Raw genomic sequence first — 20,263 nt, forward strand, 5'->3', positions numbered from 1 at the left:
ACCTTGACCGCATCCGACAACCCCTCCGCCCAGGGTTCGACAGGCCCTGCCGTCGCGGCACGCCGCTGGCCCCGGCTGGGCATGACCTGGGGCGCCTTGCTGGTGCTGTTGCTGGCTTGCGTTCTGTACTGGGTGCAGTTGCTGCATGAACAGTCCGAACAACGGCTCAACGCCCAAGCCCAGACCCGCCTGCGCGCCGCGCAACTCTCGAGCGCCATGGCCACCCTGGTCGGCACCCAGGTGGCGGGGCTGGACTACCTGGCCCGCACCCTGGCCCAACTGGAAGGTGAGCCCGACCCAGGGCACGCCCGGCGCATGCAGGCCGTGCGCAGCGCCATGCAGAGCTTTCCAGAAGGCAGCCTGGTGCAGATCGCGGTCGCCGACGCCGCAGGCCAGGTGGTTTACTCCACCCAGACTCAAGGCGCGCCTCGCCCGGCGGTATCGATCGCCGACCGTGAGCATTTCCGCGTCCACACGCGGGGCGAGCCCCCTGCCCTGTTCATCAGCCACCCGGTGCTGGGGCGCATCTCGGGGCGCTGGACCTTGCAGTTCACCTTCCCGGTGCTGCGTCAGGGGCGGTTCAGCGGTGTGGTGGTGCTGTCCGTGCCCCCCAGCTACCTGTCTGCCAAGCTGCGTGAAGCCCTGACCGGTGGCAACGATGTGGCCCTGCTGGTGCATCAGGACGGCGCCTACCTGGCCCGCTCGCGCCAGGAAGAGCAAAGCATGAACCGCAGCGTGCCGGCCAGCCGCGAGTTCATGGCGCGACCGGAACGCCAACATGGCGAGTACCAGATCACCTCGGCGATTGACGGCATCGAACGTTTCTATGCCTGGCAGCGCTTGTCCGACTACCCCATGCTGGTGAGCGTGGGGCTGGACCGCGCCGCCGCCTTGGCCGGCGTGCAGCGCAACATCCGGGACAGCCTGCTGCGCAACGGCCTGTCCACCGCCTTGCTGCTGGCCAGTGCCGCCTGGATCGCGTGCTTGTTTGCCCGGGTTCAACGTGAGCAAGGCGCACTGCAGTTGCAACACCAGCGCTATGAGTTGGCCCTGGAAGGCGGGGCCCTGGGGGCCTGGGCGCTGGATGTGACGACCGGCACCTTGAGCCTGGACGCGCGGCTGAGCGCCACCCTGGGCCTGAAGCCCGGTGAGCTGGAGCCGACCCTGGACGGACTGGCCCGCCGGGCCGATGCGCTCGACTGGGGCCGTTTCCGCACCGCGCTGGAGGCCCACCTGAGCGGCGCCAGCGAACGCTTCGAACAGGTGATTCGCATGCAAAGCAGCGATGGCAGGGCCTGCTGGATCCAGTGGCGCGGCCGCTGCACCCGGCGCGATGCCGACGGGGCTGCTCTGGGCCTGCACGGCACGCTGCAAGACATCAGCACCCAGCGGGAAACCGAGGCCGCCCGCGACGAGCTGCAAAAGCGCCTGAGCAAGCTGATGGCCCAGGTACCCGGGGTGGTGTACCAGTACCGGCTGGATCCCCTGCAACGCGCCAGCATCCCGTATGCGAGCCCGGGCATCGAACGCCTGTTCGGTGTCGACGCGTCATCGGTTTTGCACGACGCCGCCCCCCTGGCACGGCGCATCCACCCGGCCGACCAGAAGACGATGGAACAGGCCATCGCCCAGTCCGCACGCGACCTGACCCCCTGGCACGGCGAGTACCGATTGCTGCTCGAGGGGGGCGGCATCCGCTGGCTGGCGGGCAGCGCCAACCCCGAGCGCGAAGCCGATGGCGGCACACTATGGCATGGCTACAGCCAGGATGTGACGGATCGCCATGAGGTGCTGGAGGCCCTGCGCCAGAGCGAAGAGCGCCTGCGCCTGACGGTGGCTGCCGTGCGCGACGGGCTTTGGAGCTGGGACAGCGCCAAGAACCACATCCAGCTTGATGCCCGTTGCATGGAGATACTGGAGCACCCGGCCCAGGAAAGCCGGATCCGCTTCGATGTCTGGGCGGCCCATCTGCACCCCGAGGAGCGCGAACGCGTGATCGAGCAGTTGCAACGCCACCTGGCGCTGGGTGAGGTCTTCGGGCTGGAGCTGCGCATGCGCACCCAGGGCGGCGACTGGCGCTGGGTGGAGTTGCGCGGCCGGGTGTCACAAAACGGCCAGCAGCCGGGCACCCAGGTGATCGGCACCTTGAGCGACATCAGCCAGCGCATGGCCGAGGCGCAATTGCGCCAAGCACTGCTCGACAATGCTGGCGCCATCTTGTTCATCGTCAACGCGGACGGCCACATCCAGTTGTGCAACCAGCGGGCGATCGAGACCTTCTCGGAGGGGGGCCAGCCTCTGGTGGGCCGCGATATCCGCTTCATCCACCCCGACCAGGCCTCGTACGAAGCGTTCGGGCAGCAGTACCCGGCAGTGCGAGCGGGCCAGGAGGTGCAGCTGGACAGTCTGCTGCGCGTGGCCAGTGGCGCCCTGCGCTGGTTCTCGATCTGCGGCACCTTGCTGGACCCCGCCCAGGCGGATGGCGCGCTGATATGGACCTTGGTGGACACCACCGAACAGCGTCAGTCCGAGCAGGCCCTGGGCGCGGCACGTGTCCAGTTGCTGGAGGTGATCAGGCATTTCCCGGGCGGCGTGCTGGTACAGGCCGCCGACGGCACGGTGCTCACCGTGAACCCGACTCTGTGTGAGCTGGTCGGTGACGGCTGCACACCGGAAGAATTGATCGGGCTGTCGCGGGTGGAGGTGCGCCGACGCATCGGGCGCTGCATGCTGCGCAGCCGGCCGCTGCGCCAGTTCCTGGAGGGGCAGTTGGGTGGCCAGGAACTCGAGTTGCCCGACGGGCGCACGCTGAGCATCGAGCAGATCCGCCTGGGCGATGAGGGCACCGAACAAGGCCGGCTGTGGATTGTTCAAGACATCACCCGCCACCGCCGCCGGGAACAGGACCTGCGGCGGCTGGCGGCCACCGACTCGCTCACCGGCCTGAGCAACCGGGGCCATTTCATCGAACAGATGGAGCGGGCCGTGCTGGCGGTGATGCAGGGCGGTGACGAGGGCTGCTTCCTGATGCTGGACCTGGACCACTTCAAGCACATCAATGACAGCCGTGGCCATGCCGCGGGCGATGCGGTGCTGATCCATTTCGCCCAGGTGCTGCAGCACCACCTGCTGCGCGAGGGCGATCTGGCCGGTCGCCTCGGGGGCGAGGAGTTCGGCGTTCTGCTGCCCCACACCACCGCCGAGCAAGGCTTGGCCATTGGCGAGCGGCTGCGCGCCGCGGTGGCCGACTGCCTGATCGACGTGGGCTCGGCGGTGCCGGTGCGGCTCACGGTGAGCATCGGCCTGACCGTGTTGCACCAGGACTCGGCCCACGTGCTGGCGCTGGCCGACCAGGCGCTTTACCAGGCCAAGCACCAGGGGCGCAACCGGGTGGTGTCGGCGTCTGCGCAGTGAGGCGATGCCGGGCCAGCGCAGAGCACCTCAGCGCTGGGCACCTCAGCGCGGCAGCACCAAGGTGGACGCCGTATCGGCATGCAGCACGGCCTCGCCTTGATCGGGCAGGCCTTGCAACTCGAAGCGGATCGGCACGATCTGCCCGGCCAGTGACCGGGCGGGCGCCGACGCCATGCGCACCCGCACCGACACCGTCTGGGCCCCTGCAGGCGCCAGCAGCACCGGCTCGGCATCGAGCAGGCTCAAGCCCTCGGCGCCGCTGACGTGCAACATCACGCGGTGCGGCCGGCCACTGGCGTTCATGAGTTGCAGCCGGTACAGGTTCTCCGCCTCGCCCTGCCCCACCTGGCGCGCCATCACGCTGCGGTCGCGCATGGCGTTCAGGCGCAAGGTCGGGCGCTGCAACCAGCCCACCACCAGGGCCAGGCCCACCAGGCTCAGCAGACCGCCATACAGCCAGACACGGGGGCGGGCCAGAGTCTGCCACCCTTGGGCCTGCTGGTCAGCCCCGCCTTCAAGCCCGCGTGGCGTGCTGAGTCGGATCAGCCCGCGCGGCGCCTTCAGCTGGTCCATCACCCGGTTGCAGGCATCGATGCAGGCGCCACAGGCAATGCAGGCGGCCTGCAGGCCCTGGCGGATGTCGATGCCCACCGGGCAGACCTGCACGCACAGGGTGCAGTCCACGCAGGCGCCCTGGTTCAGCACACGGGCATCGCTGCCGCGCGGGCGCGAGCCACGGGGTTCGCCACGGCGGCTGTCGTAGGCCACGATCAGGGTGTCACGGTCCATCAGGGCGGCCTGGAAGCGGCCATAAGGGCACATGTGCTGGCACACCTTCTCGCGCAACACGCCGGCATGCAGGTAGGTGGCGGCGCCATAGAACAGCACCCAGAAGGCCTCCCAGGGGCCCAGCGTGCCCTGGGCCGCCGCCGGCAACAGGCTGCGGATGGGCGTGAAATAGCCCACCAGGGTGAGGCCCGTCCACAGGCCGATCAGCGCCCAGACCAGGTGCTTGCCACCGCGGCGCAGCAGCTTGCGCGGGCCCCAGGCCGCGGCATCCAGCCGCAGACGGGCCTGGCGGTCACCCTCGGTGCGGTGTTCGACCCATTGGAATATCTCGGTATAGACCGTCTGCGGACAACTGAAGCCGCACCACACCCGCCCGGCCAGGGTGGTGGCCAGGAACAGCAGCAAGGCGCTGAAGACCAGCAGGCCGGTGAGGTAGATCAGGTCTTGCGGAAACAGCACCGCGCCCAGCAGGTGGAAGCGGCGTCCGTCGAGATCGAACCAAATCGCGGGCAGCCCCTCCCAGGTGACCCAGGGCAGACCATAGAAAAGAACCTGGGTGGCCCAGACAAAGGCCCAGCGCCAGCGCGTGAACACCCCCTGGACCGAACGCGCCTGGATGCGCAGGCCCTCGGCCAGACCGGGGATTTCAGGGGGCAGGCCTGGGCCGGCAGAGCGGGCCAGGTGCAGGGTTTGGGCAGGCAGATGAGACAGATCAGACATGCACCCGATGGTGCGACGCCTTCATCTGATCCTTAAGATGCAGTTTTATTGAAAATCAACAAGATCAGATTGCGAGGCCACTCTGCGGTCCACTCTTCCCGCCCCGTCAAAGGGCTTCCGCACAAAATACCGCTGGCGTCACGATTCGGGTGCGGCCGATGTGCCGACGCTGAAGCAGTCCTGCGCGGTGGTCACCCGTGACCAGATAGTCCGCCTCACCGGCAACAGCCATGCCCAACAGAAATGCATCAAACGGATCGTCTGTTTCGGGACCGGTTGGCAAGGTGTTCAGAACCAGCGCCCGCTGCAGGTTGTTCACCATGGCTCCAACGCGGTGCGGCTGCAGGACGGCCTTGAATTTGGGATAGCGACTCGCTCGCCGGACTTCTTCCAGTTGAATCTGCGAAGTGACCACTTCGAAGCGAGCCGCACGCCAAGCTCGGTAGATCACATCCGGCAACCCACGCGGCGAAAGCAAGGCACTCAGCAGGACATTGGTGTCCAGCACGACACGCATCAGTGACTACGTGCCCACTGCACTGCCTCCTCCACGATGGACGTCAAATCCATCTCACTGACCTCGGCGTTGTTGGCTTTGGCCTGCTTGGCCGTCAATTCAAGAATGTGCGACCGCACGGCCTCTTCGATGAAGCGCGAGAGATCGCCCTTGCGGCCGCCGCCCTGGCTGGCGATGAACATCCGAACCGATTGGTCCGTGTCAGGAGAGACTGCAATATTCCAGCGGACAGTAGGCTGCATGATGAACTCGACAAATCGTAGGTTGGTATTTATACGCCCAGCTTGATGTTCAAGCTCGACCCCAGGGATTCCGTGAACACTCAGATTCTGGAATCGAAGAGTCCTTGCACTGAAGATCAACAATGTAATTTGAGTCAAATTTGAATGCGACCCCCTATGCGCGAGCTGCACCGTTACGAACAACTGGCCGAAGAACTGGCCGAAGGCATGCGCAGCGGCGTGCTGCGCGCCGGCGAGCGCTTGCCCTCGGTGCGCGAGACCTGCCAGCGCCGGGGCGTGAGCCCCTCCACCGTGTTCCAGGCCTATGCGCTGCTGGAGTCGCGGGGCCTGGTGGAGACCCGCCCCCGTTCAGGCTTTTACGTGCGCGCCCAAGCCCAGGCCGCCCGCGCCATGCCCCTGATGGCGTCGCCCCAGGCCGAGGCCCGGCCGGTGGCGGTGAGCGAGCTGGCCTTTGCCCTGCTGGGCAGCACGCGGGATGCCGAGGTGGTTCCCCTGGGCTCGGCCTTTCCGGCGCCGCACCTGTTTCCGTTTGACAGCCTGGCGCGCTGCGGTGCTCGGGCGATGCGCCGGGTCAAGCCGGTGCAGATCACCAGCGCCCTGACGGCCGGCGACGAGGGCCTGCGCCAGGCCCTGTTGCGGCGCTACACCCTGCAGGGCATTGCCTTGGCCGACGAAGAGCTGGTGATCACCAACGGCGCCATGGAAGCGCTGAACCTGTGCCTGCAGGCCGTGACCCGCCCGGGCGACGTGGTGGTGGTGGAGTCGCCCACCTTCTACGCCGCCCTGCAGGCGCTGGAGCGCCTGAACCTGCGCGCCGTGGAGGTGGCGACCGACCCGCAGCACGGTGTGGACCTGGCTGCGCTGGACGAACTGCTGCAGCGCCAGAAGGTGGCGGCCTGCTGGTTCATGCCCAACTTCCAGAACCCGCTGGGGGCCCTGATGCCCACCGAGCGCAAACAGGCCCTGGTGGAGCTGCTGGCGCGCCACCACGTGGCCCTGATCGAAGACGATGTGTATGGCGAGCTGTACACCGGGGTGCAGCGCCCGCTTCCGGCCAAGGCCTTTGACCGCCACGGGCTGGTGCTGCATTGCTCGTCGTTCTCGAAGTGCCTGGCCCCTGGCTACCGGGTGGGCTGGGCCGCCGCTGGCCGCCATGGCGCCGCAGTGCAGCGGCTGAAGATGATGAGCTCGCTGGCCACCTCGCTGCCGCCGCAGCGCGCCCTGGCCGAGTACCTGGCTCAAGGGGGCTACGACCGGCACCTGCGCCACCTGCGCACGGCCCTGGCCGCCCAGCACGAACACGCCCTGACCTTGATCGACCAGAGCTTTCCAGCCGGCACGCGGGTCACCCGACCGGCCGGGGGCTATTTTCTGTGGCTGGAACTGCCGGCCCAGGTCGACGCCTTGCGCCTGCACGAACTGGCCCGCCTGCAGGGCATCAGTTGCGCGCCAGGCGTGCTGTTCTCGGCCGACCGCCGCTTCAACCACCACCTGCGGCTGAACATCGGCCACCCGGGCGATGCGCGCTTTGACGGCGCGCTGCGCACGCTGGGGCACCTGGCCACGGGCTTGAACAACGCCCGGGCCTGAGTTCAACCGAACGCAGGGGTGGCCGGCTTGTTGACCGGCTTGCCGGCCGCAGCCCAGGCGTCAAAACCGCCGGCAATCGATTGGACGTGGACATAGCCCATGTCCAGCAGCGAGGCGGCGGCCAGCGCGGCGCGGCCACTGGTCTCAGAGCCTGTTCACGATCTCGCACGGGCCGCGTTGAAGCGCAATCGGGATGAGTGGGTGGCCCGGATGCGCCGCATGGGCCTGTGCCCATGCAAGCAGTCGGGGCGCCATCAATCCGAGTTCGGGCCCGATTTCGCTCCAACCCTTCGGGCAGTGGCCTTTTCGGGCGGTCTGCGGCGTTGCGGCGCTTGTCGATAGCCGGGCTATCGACGGCGCACCGCGCCTTGCATCCCATCCCGAAAAGACCGCTGCGCGACCCGTGGGAGATCGTGAACAGGCTCTTACAGCACAACCCGCAGATCCCGCCGCTGCAGCGAAGGGTCGGCCGCCAGCTTGAACTCGAGCATGCCGCGCGAAAAATGCACGGCGCCCGGGATGTGGCCGGCGGCAAACTCGTCAGCCTCGCGCACATCGATCAGCACATCGGCATCACGCAGGGCCTGCTCGGCCGCGTCCAGACCGACTTCGGTGATGCGGGCCTTGGCGGCCTGCACCAGATCCAGAGGGGTTTTCATGGGGAACTCCAGGTGAGAGGTGAACATGGGGGGGCGCCATCAGCCGCGCACCACGTTGCGCTGCAGCCGAAGGGCCACGGCACCCGGGCTGCGGCCGTTGACCAGTTGGGTGTAGCCGCAGCTTTGCAAGTACTGCCGGGCGCTTTCGGAGCGCATGCCCGATTGGCAGTACAGCACCAAGGGCTGGGCTTTGTCGGGCAGGTGCTGGGCCGCCAGGCGGGGCAAGTCGTTCAGGGGCAGGTTCAAGGCGCCTTCGACATGGCCCGATTGGTATTCGGCAGGGCTGCGCACGTCGACGACCAGCGCCCCCTCGGGCCAGGGCTCGGCGGCGGCGCTGCCACCCGCGCCGAGGAATTTCGAAAACCAGTTCATGGCGGAGCTCTCCATCACATCAAAGATCGGGGTTGAGGGCCAGGCGGGCATTGACCCGGGCCAGGCTGCTTTCGTCAAGGCGGCCCAACAGGGCCTCCAGGCCCAGGCTCTGCTGCAGCACCTCGATGCGCCCTTGCATCAAGGCCAGTTCGGCCGCAGTGCTGTCATTTTCGGCATTCAGCAGATCCAGGGTGGTGCGGTCTCCCACGCTGCGCCCCAGCCGGGTGGCCGCCAGGCGGGCCCGGGCGGCCTGCAAGCCGGCTTGCAGGGCGGCAAGACGCGCGGGCGCGGTGTTCAAGCTCAACCAGGCGGAGCGGCTTTGCTGGCTGATCTGCAGCCGGGCCTGGTCCAGTTCAGCGCGCGCCTGTTCCACGGCCTGCACGGCCTCTTGCTGACGCGCATCACGCCAGCCCCCGGTGTACAGGGGCACGCGCAATTGCAGGCCGATCATCTGCTGGCGGGCATCGTTGCTGGCCTGGCCATAGTCGCCCGACCCTGTCAGATGCTGGCGTGAGGCCTGGGCCACCAGGTCCAGCGAGGCCGAGGCGGCGGCACCGAGGCTGCGCACCTCAGCCTCGGCCACGGCCACCCGGGTCTGCAACAAGGCCAGGCCGGGGTGATCGGCCAGGGCCTGCTCGCGAACCTGCTCCAGCGGGGCTGGCGGGAGCGGCGCATCGGCGGCCGAGGGTGGGGCCAAGGGCAACTGAAGCCCGGGGAGGCCGCTGGATTCACGCAAGGTGGTGAGGGCCAGCTGCAAGGCGTTGTCGGCCTCCAGCACCTGGGCCTGCAGCGCCTGGGCCCGGGCTTCGGCCTCATGGATGTCGGTGACCGGGGCATCGCCCAGCCGAAAGCGGTCGCGGGCCTCGACCAGCATGCGCTGGACGGCCCGCGACTGGCTTTGCAGCAGGCTCAGCCGCCGGGCCGCCAGCACCGCTGCGAAGTAGCGCTGGCTGGTGTGCAGCATCAGGTTCTGGCGCGTGAGGCGGGCCTCCAGTTCGGCGGCCTCCGCGGCCTGCTCCAGCTGGGCGCTGCGGGCACGGCGCTCGCCATTGATCAGGGGCTGCCGCAGGCCCAGGGTCCATTGGCTGGCCCGCCCACTGTCGATCGAGGTACCGAACCAGACCCCGGTGGACTGGCCAAACCCAGGGGCCGAAAAGCCCGCGCCCGTCATGGATGAACTGGCCGTCGTCAGGCCGGCACTGCCTGTGACTTCGATGCCGGGGCGCCACAAGGCACGCGCCTGCTCACGCCGCGGGGCCGCCTGCCCCGCCTGGGCCTGGGCCCGGGCGGCTTCGGGGTCGTTCTGGCCGGCGGCGCGCCAGACCTCCATCAGGTCGGCTGCCGGGGCGGACAGCGAGGCCAGCAGGGCCGCGGCCGCCAGCAGGGTCTTGGCGACTCGCATGGCTCAGCAGCCGCCCGGCACACCCAGCTTGCGCAGGATGCTTTCCATCAGGCACCAGTGGGTGATGGCGCTTTGCAGCAGGTTGAGGCCGACAAAGGCCGTGAACGCCAGCCACCAGGTGCTGAGGAACAAAGGGCTGCCGGGCACGCCCAGGGCCAGTGACAGCAAGATGAAGGTGCCGGCGACCAGGCGCACGATTTGCCACGATTTCATGAAAAGACTCCTTGGGATTCAGGTGGAGGAAGGCGGCGCATGACGGCGCCGGTAGGCCGCGTAATACAGCGTGGGAATGAGCACCAGGGTGAGCAGCGTGGAGACGCCGATGCCGAAGATCAGCGAGATGGCCAGGCCATTGAAGATGGGGTCGTCCAGGATGAAGAAGGCGCCCAGCATGGCCGCCAGGCCGGTCAACAAAATGGGCTGGGCCCGGGTGACGGCCGAGTGGACGATGGCCTGCTTGAAGGGCACGCCTTCACGCAGTTGCAGGTGGATGAAATCGACCAGCAGGATGGAGTTGCGCACGATGATGCCGGCCAGCGCGATCATGCCGATCATGCTGGTGGCGGTGTACTGCGCCCCCAGCAGGGCATGGCCTGGCATCACGCCGATGATGGTGAGCGGGATCGGGGCCATGATGATCAGGGGCGTGAGGTAGGAGCCGAACTGGGCCACCACCAGCAGGTAGATCAGGATCAGGCCCACGCCATAGGCGGCGCCCATGTCGCGGAAGGTTTCGTAGGTGATCTGCCACTCACCGTCCCACTTGAGGGCGTAGGCGCGCTGAGACTCGGCGGGCGCCTGGAAGAAATACGCCTGCAAAGCCCCGCCGCCCGGCGGCACCAGGGCCTGGATGTCGCCACGCATCTTGAACAGGCCATACAGCGGGCTGTCGATGCGGCCGGCCATGTCGCCGGTGACGAAGTTCACGGGCTGCAAATCCTTGTGGTAGACCGGCTGCTCGCGCAGGCTGTCACTGAGGCGGACCAGCTCGCGGATGGCCACCGGGCGGCCCGAGGGGCCGCGCACCTGCAACTGCAGCAAGGCGTCCAGATCGCCCTGGCGCTCAGGGGGCAGGCGCAGCAACACCGGTGTGGGGTACTTGCTGGCATCGTGCAGGTAGGTGGCGGCCTCACCGCTGAGGCCGGCGCGCAGGGTGGCCACGATGGCGGCCTGCGGGACGCCTGCGGCAGCGGCCTTTTGACGATCGATCAGCACCAGCTTGCGCGGGGCTGCGGCGATGGAGGAGTCGTCCACATCGACCACCGAATCGGTCTTCTCGAAGATGGCGCGCACCTGCCGGGCCAGGCTGAGCCGGCCTTCGGCCGTGGGGCCGTAGATCTCGGCCACCAGCGGGGCCAGCACGGGTGGGCCGGGGGGCACTTCGACCACTTTGACGTTGGCACCGAAGCGCTGGCCGATCTGCTGCAGCGCCGGGCGCAGGCGGGTGGCAATGGCGTGGCTTTGCTCGCTGCGGTGATGCTTGTCGACCAGGTTGACCTGCAGGTCACCCAGTTCGCTGCTGGCGCGCAGGTCGTACTGCCGCACCAGGCCGTTGAAATTGATCGGGGCCGCCGTGCCGGCATAGGCCTGGTAGTCGGTGACCTCGGGCTGCCGGGCCAGGTAGGCGCCGAGTTCGTGCAACACGGCGGCGGTCTGTTCGACCGGGCTGCCGGCGGGCAGATCGACCACCACCTGGAACTCCGATTTGTTGTCGAAGGGCAGCATCTTGAGCACCACCAGACCCGCCACCGGCAAAGCCACCGACAGGGCGATCAGCCCCGCCACGGCCAGGCCCAGCAGCCGGCGATTGCGGGTGCCCCGCTGCTCATCAAGCAAAGGGGTGAAGATGCGCTGGAAGCCCTGCTCCAGCCGCGAGGCAAGACCGGTGGCCGAGCCATGTGCGGTGGCCCCGGCGCCTGGAGCCTGGGGCTTCATCCACAGGCGCGACAACCACGGCGTGACGATGAAGGCGATCAGCAGCGACAGCAGCATGCCCATGCTCGCATTGATGGGGATGGGGCTCATGTAGGGCCCCATCAGGCCGCTGACAAAGGCCATGGGCAGCAGGGCCGCGATCACGGTGAAGGTGGCCAGGATGGTGGGGCCGCCCACTTCGTCCACCGCGCCGGGAATGAGTTCGGCCAGGGTCTTGCCGGGGTACAGCAACTGGTGGCGGTGGATGTTCTCGACCACCACGATGGCATCGTCGACCAGGATGCCGATGGAGAAGATGAGCGCGAACAGCGACACCCGGTTGAGGGTGAAGCCCCAGGCCCAGGAGGCAAACAGGGTGACGGTGAGGGTCAGCATCACGGCACTGCCGACGATGGCGGCCTCGCGCCGGCCCAGCGCGATGAAGACCAGGGCGACCACCGAGGCGGTGGCGAACAGCAGCTTCTGGATGAGCTTTTGCGCCTTGTCGTTGGCAGTGGCCCCGTAGTTGCGGGTTTCGGCCACGTGCACGGCCTCGGGGATGAGGGTGTTGTGCAGCTGGGCCACACGGGCCATGACGCCGTTGGCCACGTCGATGGCGTTCTCGCCAGGCTTCTTGGTGATGGCCAGGGTGACGGCGGGGTACTCGCCTGCAGGGGCCGCCTGGGGGCCTGCGCCCTGCCCGACCACGCCGTGCCACACCAGGCTGGTGGCCGCAGGCGCGCCATCGCGCAGCTCGGCCACATCGCGCAAAAAGACCGGGCGCCCTTCACGCACCGCCACCACCACCTCGGCCACCTCGCGGGCACTGCCCAGATACGGGCCGGCTTCGAGCGCCAGGGCCCGATTGCCCTGCAGCAGATCGCCCAGGGGCGCGCCCTGGTTGGCGCCTTGCAGGGCGCGGCGCAGGTCGTCCACAGTGACGCCCAGGGCGGCCAGGCGGGCCCCATCCAGCTGCACCTGCACAGCATGCCCCGGGCCGCCCACGGTGCGCACCTCGCGCGTGCCGGGCACGCGCTTGAGCTCCAGCTCCAGGCTGTGGGCCACGCGCTCGAGGTCATAGGCGCCGATGGCGGGGTCGGGGCTGTACAAGGTCAGGCTGACGATGGGCACATCATCGATGCCCTTGGGTTTGATCAGGGGTTCGAGCACGCCCAGGCCCGGGGGCAGCCAATCGCTGTGGCTGCGCACGGTGTCGTGCAGGCGCACCAGGGCCTCGGTGCGCGACACGCCCACCTTGAACTGCACGGTGACCACGGCCAGGCCGGGGCGCGAGACCGAGCTGACATGCTCGGTGCCTGCCATCTGGGCCAGCACCTGCTCGGCCGGCGTGGCCACCATCTGCTCGACATCGGCCACGCTGGCACCCGGGAAGGGAATCAGCACATTGGCCATGGTGACGTTGATCTGGGGCTCTTCCTCACGCGGGGTGACCAGCACGGCGAACAAGCCCAGCAGCAGCGCCACCAGGGCCAGCAGGGGCGTGATCTGGGCGCTCTGGAACAGCGCGGCGGTGCGGCCTGCCAGACCCAGGCGGGGGGTGCTTGGGGTGGAGCGGTTCATGTCAGCGCACCTGGGCCGCAGCAGCCTGGGGGTCAAGGGCGACGGATTCGCCCTCGCGCAGGCCGGTCAGCACCTCCACCTGATCGCCGCGGGCTTCGCCCAGGCGCACCTGGCGCAGCACCGGGCGGCCCTCGGCCGTGATCACATACACCGCCTGCAACTCGGCCCGCCGCAACACGGCGGCTTGGGGCACCAACAGCCTGGCGGGTGCCGCACTGAGCACGCGCCCTGGCAGCCACACCCGGGCAAAGCGGCCCGGGGCCAGCGCCGCAGACATCTCGGCAGGCAAGGTCAGGCGCAGCGTGCGGGTGTGGCTGACGGGGTCGACGGCAGGCAGCCACTGCCCCTGCGGCAGCTCGAAGGCCGGCAGGCCGTCCACCTGCACGCGGACCGACCCCTGCCCGGCAGCCAGCGATTCGGGCACCTGGACGCTGAGGCGCAGCGAAGCCGGGTCGAACAGGGTGAGCAAGGGCCGCCCGGGCGAGGCCAGGTCGCCCAGGGACACGGGCAGCTCGCTGATCACCCCCGCATACGGCGCACTCACGCTGTAGTAGCCCGACTGGGTGTGCGCGGCCGTGGTTTGCGCGGCCGTGGCGCGCACCTGGGCCTGGGCCGCCCGCAAGGCGGCCAGGCTGCGCTCCAGCGCGGCCTGGCTGACGTACTGCTGCTCGAACAAGGCCTGCTGCCGCTGGTGTTCACGCTGGGCCTGGGCCGCCAGGGCCCGGGCGGCCTCCAGCTGGGCCTGGCTGACGTCGACGCCCGATTGGGCAGCGCGCGCATCGAGCCGCACCAGCAACTGCCCAGCCCTCACCGCCTGACCCGCCTTCACCGGCAAGGCGACGATGGCCCCCTGGACCTGGGCCGCGATCACGGTCTGCCGCCCGGCCTCGACCACCGCGTCCAGGGCGGTGCCTTGGGCACCACCGGCCACCGCTGCCACAGGCACCGATTTCAGCGCAGCTGGTGAAGCGGCCCCAATCGGCAGGGTGGCCGCCATGCCCAGGGAAAGGGCCAGGGTGACAAGGGGTCGGAGTTTGATGGACATCGGTTTTCGGCAGAGGGTTGCATGACTGTTTGCTTAATTCATTATTTAGCTATTCAGTTAAATAGGCAAGTGATACCATTCAACGCAGTGGAGCCGACCACCATGGCCGGCCGCTAGCCATGGAAGTGCTGACGATGGAAAACATGCCGCAAGAGGCCCTGGAAGAGGTGGCCGCCTACTTTCAGGTGCTGTCGGAACCGACCCGGCTGCAACTGCTGAACCTGCTACGCGCTGGCGAGCGCAATGTGGGCGATCTGGCCCTGGCCTGCGGCTTCACGCCGGCCAACATCTCGCGCCACCTGAGCCACCTGACCAAGCACGGCCTGGTCAGCCGAGAGGCGCGCGGCACCAGCGTGTACTACCGCATCGCGGATGAATCGGTCTACCAGTTGTGCGATCTGGTGTGCGGCAACATTGCGCGGCTGTATGAGCGCGCCCAGAAGCGGCACACCGTGTTTGCGCGGGAAGGCGATTGAAGCCCTGCGCCGCCCCATCAGGTTGAAGTTGGCCTCAACGGCGGGCAAAATGGCGCGCCCCCATCGGGAGCGGAGAACACCATGGAAAAAAGAGACTTCATGACCCTGGCCGGCCTGGCCCTGAGCACCCTGAACGCCCCGGCCCGGGCGCAGACCCAGCCGGCGGCCAGTGCAGAGCCTGTGCTGCTGACGGTGACCGGTGCGGTGGGCAAGCCCAACCGCGGCGCGCTGGACCATGCGCTCGACCAGATGATGGCCAAGCAAGGCATCGAGTTCAAACAGGCCACCACCTTCACGGCCAGCAGCCTGGCCCGGCTGCCGGCGATCAGCATCCGCCCCAAGCTGGAATACGACAGCAAGCCTCACGAACTGAGCGGCCCGCTGCTGACCACGGTGCTGGAGGCCGCAGGTGTGACGCTGCAGCCCACACGCCCGATCGAGCTGCGGGCCGTGGATGGCTACAACGTGACGTTGACGGTGGCCGAGATCCGCGAGCGCCAGATGATCGTGGCCACCCACCTGGACGGCAAACCCATGGGCCTGGGCGGCCTGGGCCCCCAGTGGGCGGTGTACGACCCGGAGCACATTCCCTCGCTCAAGGGCAAGCCCCTGAACGAAGGCTTTGCCAAGTGCCCTTGGGGCCTGTACCACATCGGCGTCAAGCCTGCGTGAACGCCAGTGGGCGGGTGCCGGGATTGGCGCCCGCAGGGCCGACGGACGGCAAGATGGCGCAATAATGCTGGATGGGGCTCAGCCCTCCACAACCCGTCGGCTTCACCGTTCCCATGACCCTGTTTTCGTTGCCGCCTGTGCATCTGGCCCGTCGGGCCGCCCTGCCCCTGGCCCTGCTGCTGTCCCTGTCGGGCTGCAGTCTGTGGAGCAGCAAGCCCGCGCCGGGCCACTCGGCCTACCAGGCCGAGCAGTTCCAGCCCAACGAGAATTTCTCGCGTCTGTTCGACGCCAGCGCAGAGACCACCTGCGAGGCCGCTCGCCGGGCCTTGCTGAGCCAGGGCTATGTGATCACCCAGGCCAAGCCGGCCAGCATCAATGGGCAGAAAAGCTTCCAGCCCGATGGCGACACCCACCTGGAAATCACGTTCACCATCGTGTGTGTGCCCGATGGGCGCGACAAAAACATTGCCACGGCCTATGTGACGGCACAGCAGGACCGCTACGCCGTGAAGAAAAGCAGCTCGGCCACCAGCGTGGGGGTGAGCGCCATCGGCTCGATCTCTCTGCCGCTGTCGTCCACCCAGGATTCGATGGTGAAAGTGGGTTCGGAAACGATCCTGGCGCCCACCTTCTACGACCGCTTTTTTGGCCTGGTGAGTCGCGAGGTCAAAGACCTGCCCTGAGGTCGCCGACCGGCAAGGCCGGCTCTGGCAGATCCACCAGCCCAGGGGTGCCGACCACCGGTGCCTCCAGCGGCAGTTCGATGCTGAAGCAGGTGCCCTGGCCCGGCTCGCTCTGCACGGTGATGCTGCCCCCCAGCACGCGGGTCACCAGGGTCTGGCAGATGGCCAGGCCCAGGCCGGTGCCACCGCGGCCCAGGCGGGTGGTGTAGAACGGATCGAAGATGCGCCGCAGGGTGTCGGCTGACATGCCCCGCCCCTGGTCACGCACCTCCAGCCGCACCCGGCCCTGGGGCAGGTCCTGTGCGCTGATCAGCACCTCGCCCGCAGGCAGGTCTTCGTAGGCATGTTCGATGGCGTTGCTGAGCAGGTTGAGCAGCACCTGGCCCAAGGGCCCGGGGTAGCTGTCGAACCGCAGGCCCGCAGGCACCTGGGCCACCACCTGCAGGCTGCCGCGGCGCAAGGTGGGCTGGTGCATCTGAAGGATCTCGCGCACCACCTCGTCAAGCATGAATTGGCGCCGCTGCAGGCTGGTCTGGTCGGCCGCCACCTGCTTGAAGGTGGAGATCAGATCGGCGGCGCGGCTGAGGTTCTTGAGCAGCATGGCCACCGCCTCGGCGGTCTGACTGACGTGCAGGGCCAGGCCGCTGCGGGTCAGCCCCTGGCTGGCCACGCGCCCGAACTGCTCCACCTCGGAGCGCAGCGTGGTGGCCACCAGCACACTGTTGCCGATGGGGGTGTTGAGCTCGTGGGCCACGCCGGCCACCATGCGCCCCAGGGCCGCGTGCTTCTCAGAGCGCAGCAGCTCGTCCTGCGTGCTGTGCAGCGAGGCCATGGCCTCGGTGAGTTCCTGGTTGGTCTGCGTGAGGGCCTGGGTGCGTTGCGCCACCGCAGCCTCCAGCATGTGGTTCATCTGCTCCATCTGCTGGCGGGCGCGTCGTTGGTCGCTGATGTCCACGATGCCGAACAGGTAGCTGCGCATGCCTTCCAGATCGAGGGTGCGGCCTGATGCCACGCAGTCGAGCACCCGGCCATCGCGGTGCCTCAATGCGATCTCCAATTCGTCCACCGCGCCGTCGCGGCGCAGGGTTTCGTACAGGCGATCACGGTCATGCGTCGAGACAAACAGGCCGAACTCATGAGAGCCATGCCCCACCACCTGCTCAGGCGCGTAGCCGAACAGGCGCAACCAGCTGCGGTTGACGTCGTAGTACAGCCCGTCGTCGCCGATCACGGCCAGGGCGGCCGGAGAATCCTGGAACAGCAGGGCCAGGCGCCGCTCACTGGCCTGCAGGGTGGCCTGCGCCCTTTTTTCTTCCACGATGCTGCGGTTGACGCCCAGCAGGCCGGTGAGCTCGCCAGCCTCGTCAAACAAGGGGATCTTGACACTGTGGAATGGCACCATGACGCCATCAGGACCGGCCAGTTCGGCCTCGGGCTGCACCAGGGTCTGGCGGTGCTGGTAGACCCATTCATCGTCGTCGAGTGATTTGCTGCGGACCCGTTCGCCCACCGGCAAGGCGTTGGTGTGCTGCAGCAACTGCTGCTTGGTGGTGCCCATGAAGCTGGCCATCCACTGGTTGACCAGCAGGTAGTTGGACGCGGTGTCCTTGACGAAGATGCCCATGGGTATGGCATCGACCACGCGCTCCAGCAGGCGCCGGCTGTTGCGCAACTCCTCCTCGGTCCGCTTGCGCTCGGTGATGTCCACCAGCTGGCTCTGCCATGCAGCCTGACCTTGCCAGGACACGGGCAGCATGTAGGTGAGCACCGTGCGGATCGCGCCGGACGGGTGGCGCAGATCCATCTCCATGCCTTCGATGCGCCCATCGCTTTGCAGTCGCTGCAGCAGGCGGTCCCGCGCCTGGGTGTCGGCATGCAGGTTCAGATCACGGATGTTGTGGCTGAGCAATTGTTCTCGGGTGTGCCCCACCAGCCGGCACAGCGCATCGTTGCAGGCCAGCGTGTGCCCGAAATCGTGGGTGGAGAAGATGCGTGCCGGCGTGGGGCTGCCGTAAAAGGCCGACTCAAAGCCCTGCTGCAGCGCACGCAAGGCTTCTTCGGCCCGGTGACGCTCGGTGATGTCAATGCCCATGCACACGAGTCGTACCTGCCCATCGAACTCGGGCAGGCGGAACAAAGAGCACAGCTGCCAGCGAGGCTCCCCCTCAGCGGTGTTGATGCCCAATTCAAAGCACTTCGGCGGCCCTTCATGACACAGTTGCTCGAAGGCCAGCCGCCATTGGGCGTGGCCGGCCGAACTGTCGTCGGCCCAACCCGGGACGAGTGCCGAAAGTGTCTGCCCCATCGCCCGCGCACTGGAGATGCCAAACAGCTGCTCGGAGGCGTTGTTCCAATACAGCACACGCCCCTGCAGGTCGTACTGCTGCACCGCCACGGCGGGCGTGTTGTCCAGCAAGGCCTGCAGGCGGGTCTCGCTGAGGACCAGCGCCTCACGGGCCAACTCTGCCGCGGTGATGTTCTGCCACACCCCGACCATGCGCGCCCCAGCTGGGTCATGCACGACCTGGGCCCTGACGAGGGCCCACTGGAGCTCACCCGTTGGCGCCACAAGGCGGTATTGGGTGTTCAGCAGCCCGCTGCCCCAGGCCTCTTCCACCGCCTTGGCCACGCCGGACTGGTCTTGCGGGTGGATGAATTGGCGGCAGAAATCCGCCCAGTCCCAGGGGGATACCAGGCTGGCCAGGGGGCTGATGGGGGTGTTCGCGGGCGCTTCGTCGTCGGTGCCCCAACGCACCAGGCCGGAGGCGCGGTCCAGCTCCCAGTAGATCAGGCCGGCCACTTCAACCGCCAGGCGCCAGCGTTGACGGCTTTCCAGCACCAGCTGGGCTTGCCGATGCTGCCGGGTGATGTCGCGCATCTGGCCGAACCAGCCGATCACCTCGCCCTGATCCAGGCCGCGGCCAGCATCGCCTTCAGTCTGCCGGGTGGCTCCAGCACGCTCGGGAATCAGGTGCAGCAGAATCATCCGAGGCTGCTCTTCGCCCCTGGGCACCGAGATCTCCTCACGCACCTCCTCGCCACGCAGCACACGGTCGATCAAGGGGCGCATGGTGTTGCAGATGCCCTCATCCCAAAGCTCTTCGATGCTGCGCCCCACCAATTGCTCAGGGCGCAGCCCCAAGGCCCGGGCGTAGCGTTGGTTGACCCACAGGCAACGCCTGTCTGGCCCCCAGTGCGAAAGCATGGATGGCACGTGTTCAGCAATGTTCTCGAAATGGCGGCTGCGGGCCTCGTAACGCTGACGAGCCAGGGCCAGCCCGATCAATTGCTGCTCACCATCGCGAAACACCTGATAGAACAGGTAGGCACCCAAGCCAAAGGCAAGCACCCAGCCCGCCACGGTGCGTTGCAAGGCGAGCACCGGCAATTCCGCAAAAGAGCCCAAGCCTTGCAACTCGAGCGCCAGCATGGCCCCCAGCGAAAGCAACATCGACAGCAACATGGTGCGCCGACCCAGCATCCATCCACTGAGGGCACCGATCAAGATGTAGGCACCCGCCAGCAGAGAACGGTCCAGTGCCGTGAATGCCGCGGAACAACTCACCCAGGCCATGACACCCAGCCACAGACACCAGGCGGCCGCGCGCCACGCAGCACGGCGCAGACACAGCAGGGTCGCGGCTGAACCGATCAGCGCGGCGATCGGGCCCGGCATGCCCGATGATGGCGGTACCTGTGCGATCCACTGGCTCAGGCCCATCAGCAGCGCGCTGCAGGCCACCAGCCAGGCCAGGCGCTGCAAATGGCGCTTTGCCAGGTCCGCGCGCAACAAATCCATGGCTGCATCGGCATCGAACATCCAAGCTTCTTCGTGAGCCATTGCACCGTTCCATGACATGGGCCCAGGCCCAAACAAGTGAAAACAATCTCCTGGCGACCAAGCACACCGGAAGACTGTGTGCTGCCAAGTGGCGGCAAGCAGATGATAGGTGGCCTGACAAAGGGCAGCAGCCCGGCACAACCCCAATGCAGCGCCCGTGCATGAAAATGGAACAGAAAACAAAAAACCCCGAGAAGTCGTTTAGACTTTCGGGGTTTTTGCGCTGAGGGCATCGGCATGCCATCAGCAATGTTGGTGGGCGATACATGGATCGAACATGTGACCCCTGCAGTGTGAATGCAGTGCTCTACCGCTGAGCTAATCGCCCTTGTCGCTTATCGTGTCG

General features: G+C 67.6%; 14 protein-coding genes, 1 tRNA gene and 2 pseudogenes. 5 read left to right on the forward strand and 12 right to left on the reverse strand.

Annotated features, from left to right (window positions below; genetic code table 11):
* Positions 1-3: 3 nt before the first annotated feature.
* Positions 4-3,414: a PAS domain-containing protein gene (locus L880_RS33895; RefSeq protein ID WP_043330995.1), complete on the forward strand. Its 3,411-nt coding sequence runs from the start codon at positions 4-6 to the stop codon at positions 3,412-3,414.
* Between the two features lie 42 nt (positions 3,415-3,456).
* Here the strand turns inward: L880_RS33895 and ccoG are convergent, their stop codons facing one another.
* The 3 genes from ccoG to L880_RS0128960 all read right to left on the reverse strand — a co-directional run bounded on the left by ccoG (position 3,457) and on the right by L880_RS0128960 (position 5,682).
* Positions 3,457-4,923 (reverse strand): cytochrome c oxidase accessory protein CcoG, encoded by a 1,467-nt coding sequence (gene ccoG / locus L880_RS0128950; RefSeq protein WP_027478564.1) that lies wholly within the window; start codon positions 4,921-4,923, stop codon positions 3,457-3,459.
* Positions 4,924-5,029: 106 nt separating this feature from the next.
* Positions 5,030-5,440 carry a putative toxin-antitoxin system toxin component, PIN family gene (locus L880_RS0128955; RefSeq protein WP_027478565.1) on the reverse strand — a complete coding sequence of 137 codons (411 nt, stop codon included), beginning with the start codon at positions 5,438-5,440 and terminating at the stop codon, positions 5,030-5,032.
* Positions 5,440-5,682: a ribbon-helix-helix domain-containing protein gene (locus L880_RS0128960; RefSeq protein ID WP_043331064.1), complete on the reverse strand. Its 243-nt coding sequence runs from the start codon at positions 5,680-5,682 to the stop codon at positions 5,440-5,442. The genes L880_RS0128955 and L880_RS0128960 overlap by 1 nt, the downstream gene beginning before the upstream one ends.
* A 144-nt stretch (positions 5,683-5,826) precedes the next feature.
* On the opposite strand from L880_RS0128960, the gene L880_RS0128965 reads away from it, so the two are divergent.
* Positions 5,827-7,272, forward strand: a complete 1,446-nt coding sequence (locus L880_RS0128965; protein WP_281174794.1) for an aminotransferase-like domain-containing protein — start codon at positions 5,827-5,829, stop codon at positions 7,270-7,272.
* 2 nt (positions 7,273-7,274) lie between these two features.
* Here L880_RS0128965 and L880_RS36860 read toward each other — a convergent pair.
* From L880_RS36860 to L880_RS0128995, 7 genes and pseudogenes are all read right to left on the reverse strand, one after another.
* A pseudogene (locus L880_RS36860) lies at positions 7,275-7,406 on the reverse strand (rhodanese-like domain-containing protein); the annotation flags it as partial.
* A gap of 294 nt (positions 7,407-7,700) precedes the next feature.
* Positions 7,701-7,931 (reverse strand): annotated as a pseudogene (locus L880_RS0128970) (rhodanese-like domain-containing protein); the annotation flags it as partial.
* 39 nt (positions 7,932-7,970) lie between these two features.
* Positions 7,971-8,303, reverse strand: a complete 333-nt coding sequence (locus L880_RS33905) for a rhodanese-like domain-containing protein (RefSeq protein WP_027478569.1) — start codon at positions 8,301-8,303, stop codon at positions 7,971-7,973.
* A 19-nt stretch (positions 8,304-8,322) separates the two neighbouring features.
* A complete protein-coding gene (locus L880_RS0128980) occupies positions 8,323-9,705 on the reverse strand; it encodes a TolC family outer membrane protein (RefSeq protein ID WP_027478570.1) in 1,383 nt (460 codons plus the stop codon).
* A 3-nt stretch (positions 9,706-9,708) separates the two neighbouring features.
* Positions 9,709-9,918 (reverse strand): YgaP family membrane protein, encoded by a 210-nt coding sequence (locus tag L880_RS0128985; RefSeq protein WP_019577041.1) that lies wholly within the window; start codon positions 9,916-9,918, stop codon positions 9,709-9,711.
* An 18-nt stretch (positions 9,919-9,936) separates the two neighbouring features.
* A complete protein-coding gene (locus L880_RS0128990; RefSeq protein ID WP_027478571.1) occupies positions 9,937-13,200 on the reverse strand; it encodes an efflux RND transporter permease subunit in 3,264 nt (1,087 codons plus the stop codon).
* A 1-nt stretch (position 13,201) separates the two neighbouring features.
* A complete protein-coding gene (locus L880_RS0128995) occupies positions 13,202-14,245 on the reverse strand; it encodes an efflux RND transporter periplasmic adaptor subunit (protein WP_027478572.1) in 1,044 nt (347 codons plus the stop codon).
* Between the two features lie 134 nt (positions 14,246-14,379).
* On the opposite strand from L880_RS0128995, the gene L880_RS0129000 reads away from it, so the two are divergent.
* From L880_RS0129000 to L880_RS0129010, 3 genes are all read left to right on the forward strand, one after another.
* Entirely contained in the window at positions 14,380-14,721 is a 342-nt protein-coding gene (locus tag L880_RS0129000; RefSeq protein ID WP_027478573.1) for an ArsR/SmtB family transcription factor, read from the forward strand.
* 81 nt (positions 14,722-14,802) lie between these two features.
* Entirely contained in the window at positions 14,803-15,393 is a 591-nt protein-coding gene (locus L880_RS0129005; protein WP_027478574.1) for a putative pterin-binding protein, read from the forward strand.
* Between the two features lie 113 nt (positions 15,394-15,506).
* Positions 15,507-16,076 carry a DUF2242 domain-containing protein gene (locus L880_RS0129010; protein WP_027478575.1) on the forward strand — a complete coding sequence of 190 codons (570 nt, stop codon included), beginning with the start codon at positions 15,507-15,509 and terminating at the stop codon, positions 16,074-16,076.
* On the opposite strand, the gene L880_RS34640 is transcribed toward L880_RS0129010, so the two are convergent.
* A complete protein-coding gene (locus tag L880_RS34640; RefSeq protein ID WP_051443666.1) occupies positions 16,060-19,917 on the reverse strand; it encodes a PAS domain-containing sensor histidine kinase in 3,858 nt (1,285 codons plus the stop codon). The two genes, L880_RS0129010 and L880_RS34640, sit on opposite strands and share 17 nt — an antisense overlap.
* A gap of 253 nt (positions 19,918-20,170) precedes the next feature.
* Positions 20,171-20,245, reverse strand: a tRNA-Val gene (locus L880_RS0129020).
* Between the last annotated feature and the right edge of the window lie 18 nt (positions 20,246-20,263).

The sequence above is a fragment of the Curvibacter gracilis ATCC BAA-807 genome (assembly GCF_000518645.1).
In the GTDB taxonomy this organism is placed as follows: domain Bacteria; phylum Pseudomonadota; class Gammaproteobacteria; order Burkholderiales; family Burkholderiaceae_C; genus Curvibacter; species Curvibacter gracilis.

What these genes read in the sequence shown, in the direction of transcription:
- L880_RS33905 (WP_027478569.1), bottom strand. Translation starts at nt 8,303, where the DNA reads ATGAACTGGTTTTCGAAATTCCTCGGCGCGGGTGGCAGCGCCGCCGCC.
- L880_RS34640 (WP_051443666.1), bottom strand. Translation starts at nt 19,917, where the DNA reads ATGGCTCACGAAGAAGCTTGGATGTTCGATGCCGATGCAGCCATGGAT.
- ccoG (WP_027478564.1), bottom strand. Translation starts at nt 4,923, where the DNA reads ATGTCTGATCTGTCTCATCTGCCTGCCCAAACCCTGCACCTGGCCCGC.
- L880_RS0129005 (WP_027478574.1), top strand. Translation starts at nt 14,803, where the DNA reads ATGGAAAAAAGAGACTTCATGACCCTGGCCGGCCTGGCCCTGAGCACC.
- L880_RS0128985 (WP_019577041.1), bottom strand. Translation starts at nt 9,918, where the DNA reads ATGAAATCGTGGCAAATCGTGCGCCTGGTCGCCGGCACCTTCATCTTG.
- L880_RS0129000 (WP_027478573.1), top strand. Translation starts at nt 14,380, where the DNA reads ATGGAAAACATGCCGCAAGAGGCCCTGGAAGAGGTGGCCGCCTACTTT.
- L880_RS0128990 (WP_027478571.1), bottom strand. Translation starts at nt 13,200, where the DNA reads ATGAACCGCTCCACCCCAAGCACCCCCCGCCTGGGTCTGGCAGGCCGC.
- L880_RS0128995 (WP_027478572.1), bottom strand. Translation starts at nt 14,245, where the DNA reads ATGTCCATCAAACTCCGACCCCTTGTCACCCTGGCCCTTTCCCTGGGC.
- L880_RS0128980 (WP_027478570.1), bottom strand. Translation starts at nt 9,705, where the DNA reads ATGCGAGTCGCCAAGACCCTGCTGGCGGCCGCGGCCCTGCTGGCCTCG.
- L880_RS0128960 (WP_043331064.1), bottom strand. Translation starts at nt 5,682, where the DNA reads ATGCAGCCTACTGTCCGCTGGAATATTGCAGTCTCTCCTGACACGGAC.
- L880_RS0129010 (WP_027478575.1), top strand. Translation starts at nt 15,507, where the DNA reads ATGACCCTGTTTTCGTTGCCGCCTGTGCATCTGGCCCGTCGGGCCGCC.
- L880_RS0128955 (WP_027478565.1), bottom strand. Translation starts at nt 5,440, where the DNA reads ATGCGTGTCGTGCTGGACACCAATGTCCTGCTGAGTGCCTTGCTTTCG.
- L880_RS0128965 (WP_281174794.1), top strand. Translation starts at nt 5,827, where the DNA reads ATGCGACCCCCTATGCGCGAGCTGCACCGTTACGAACAACTGGCCGAA.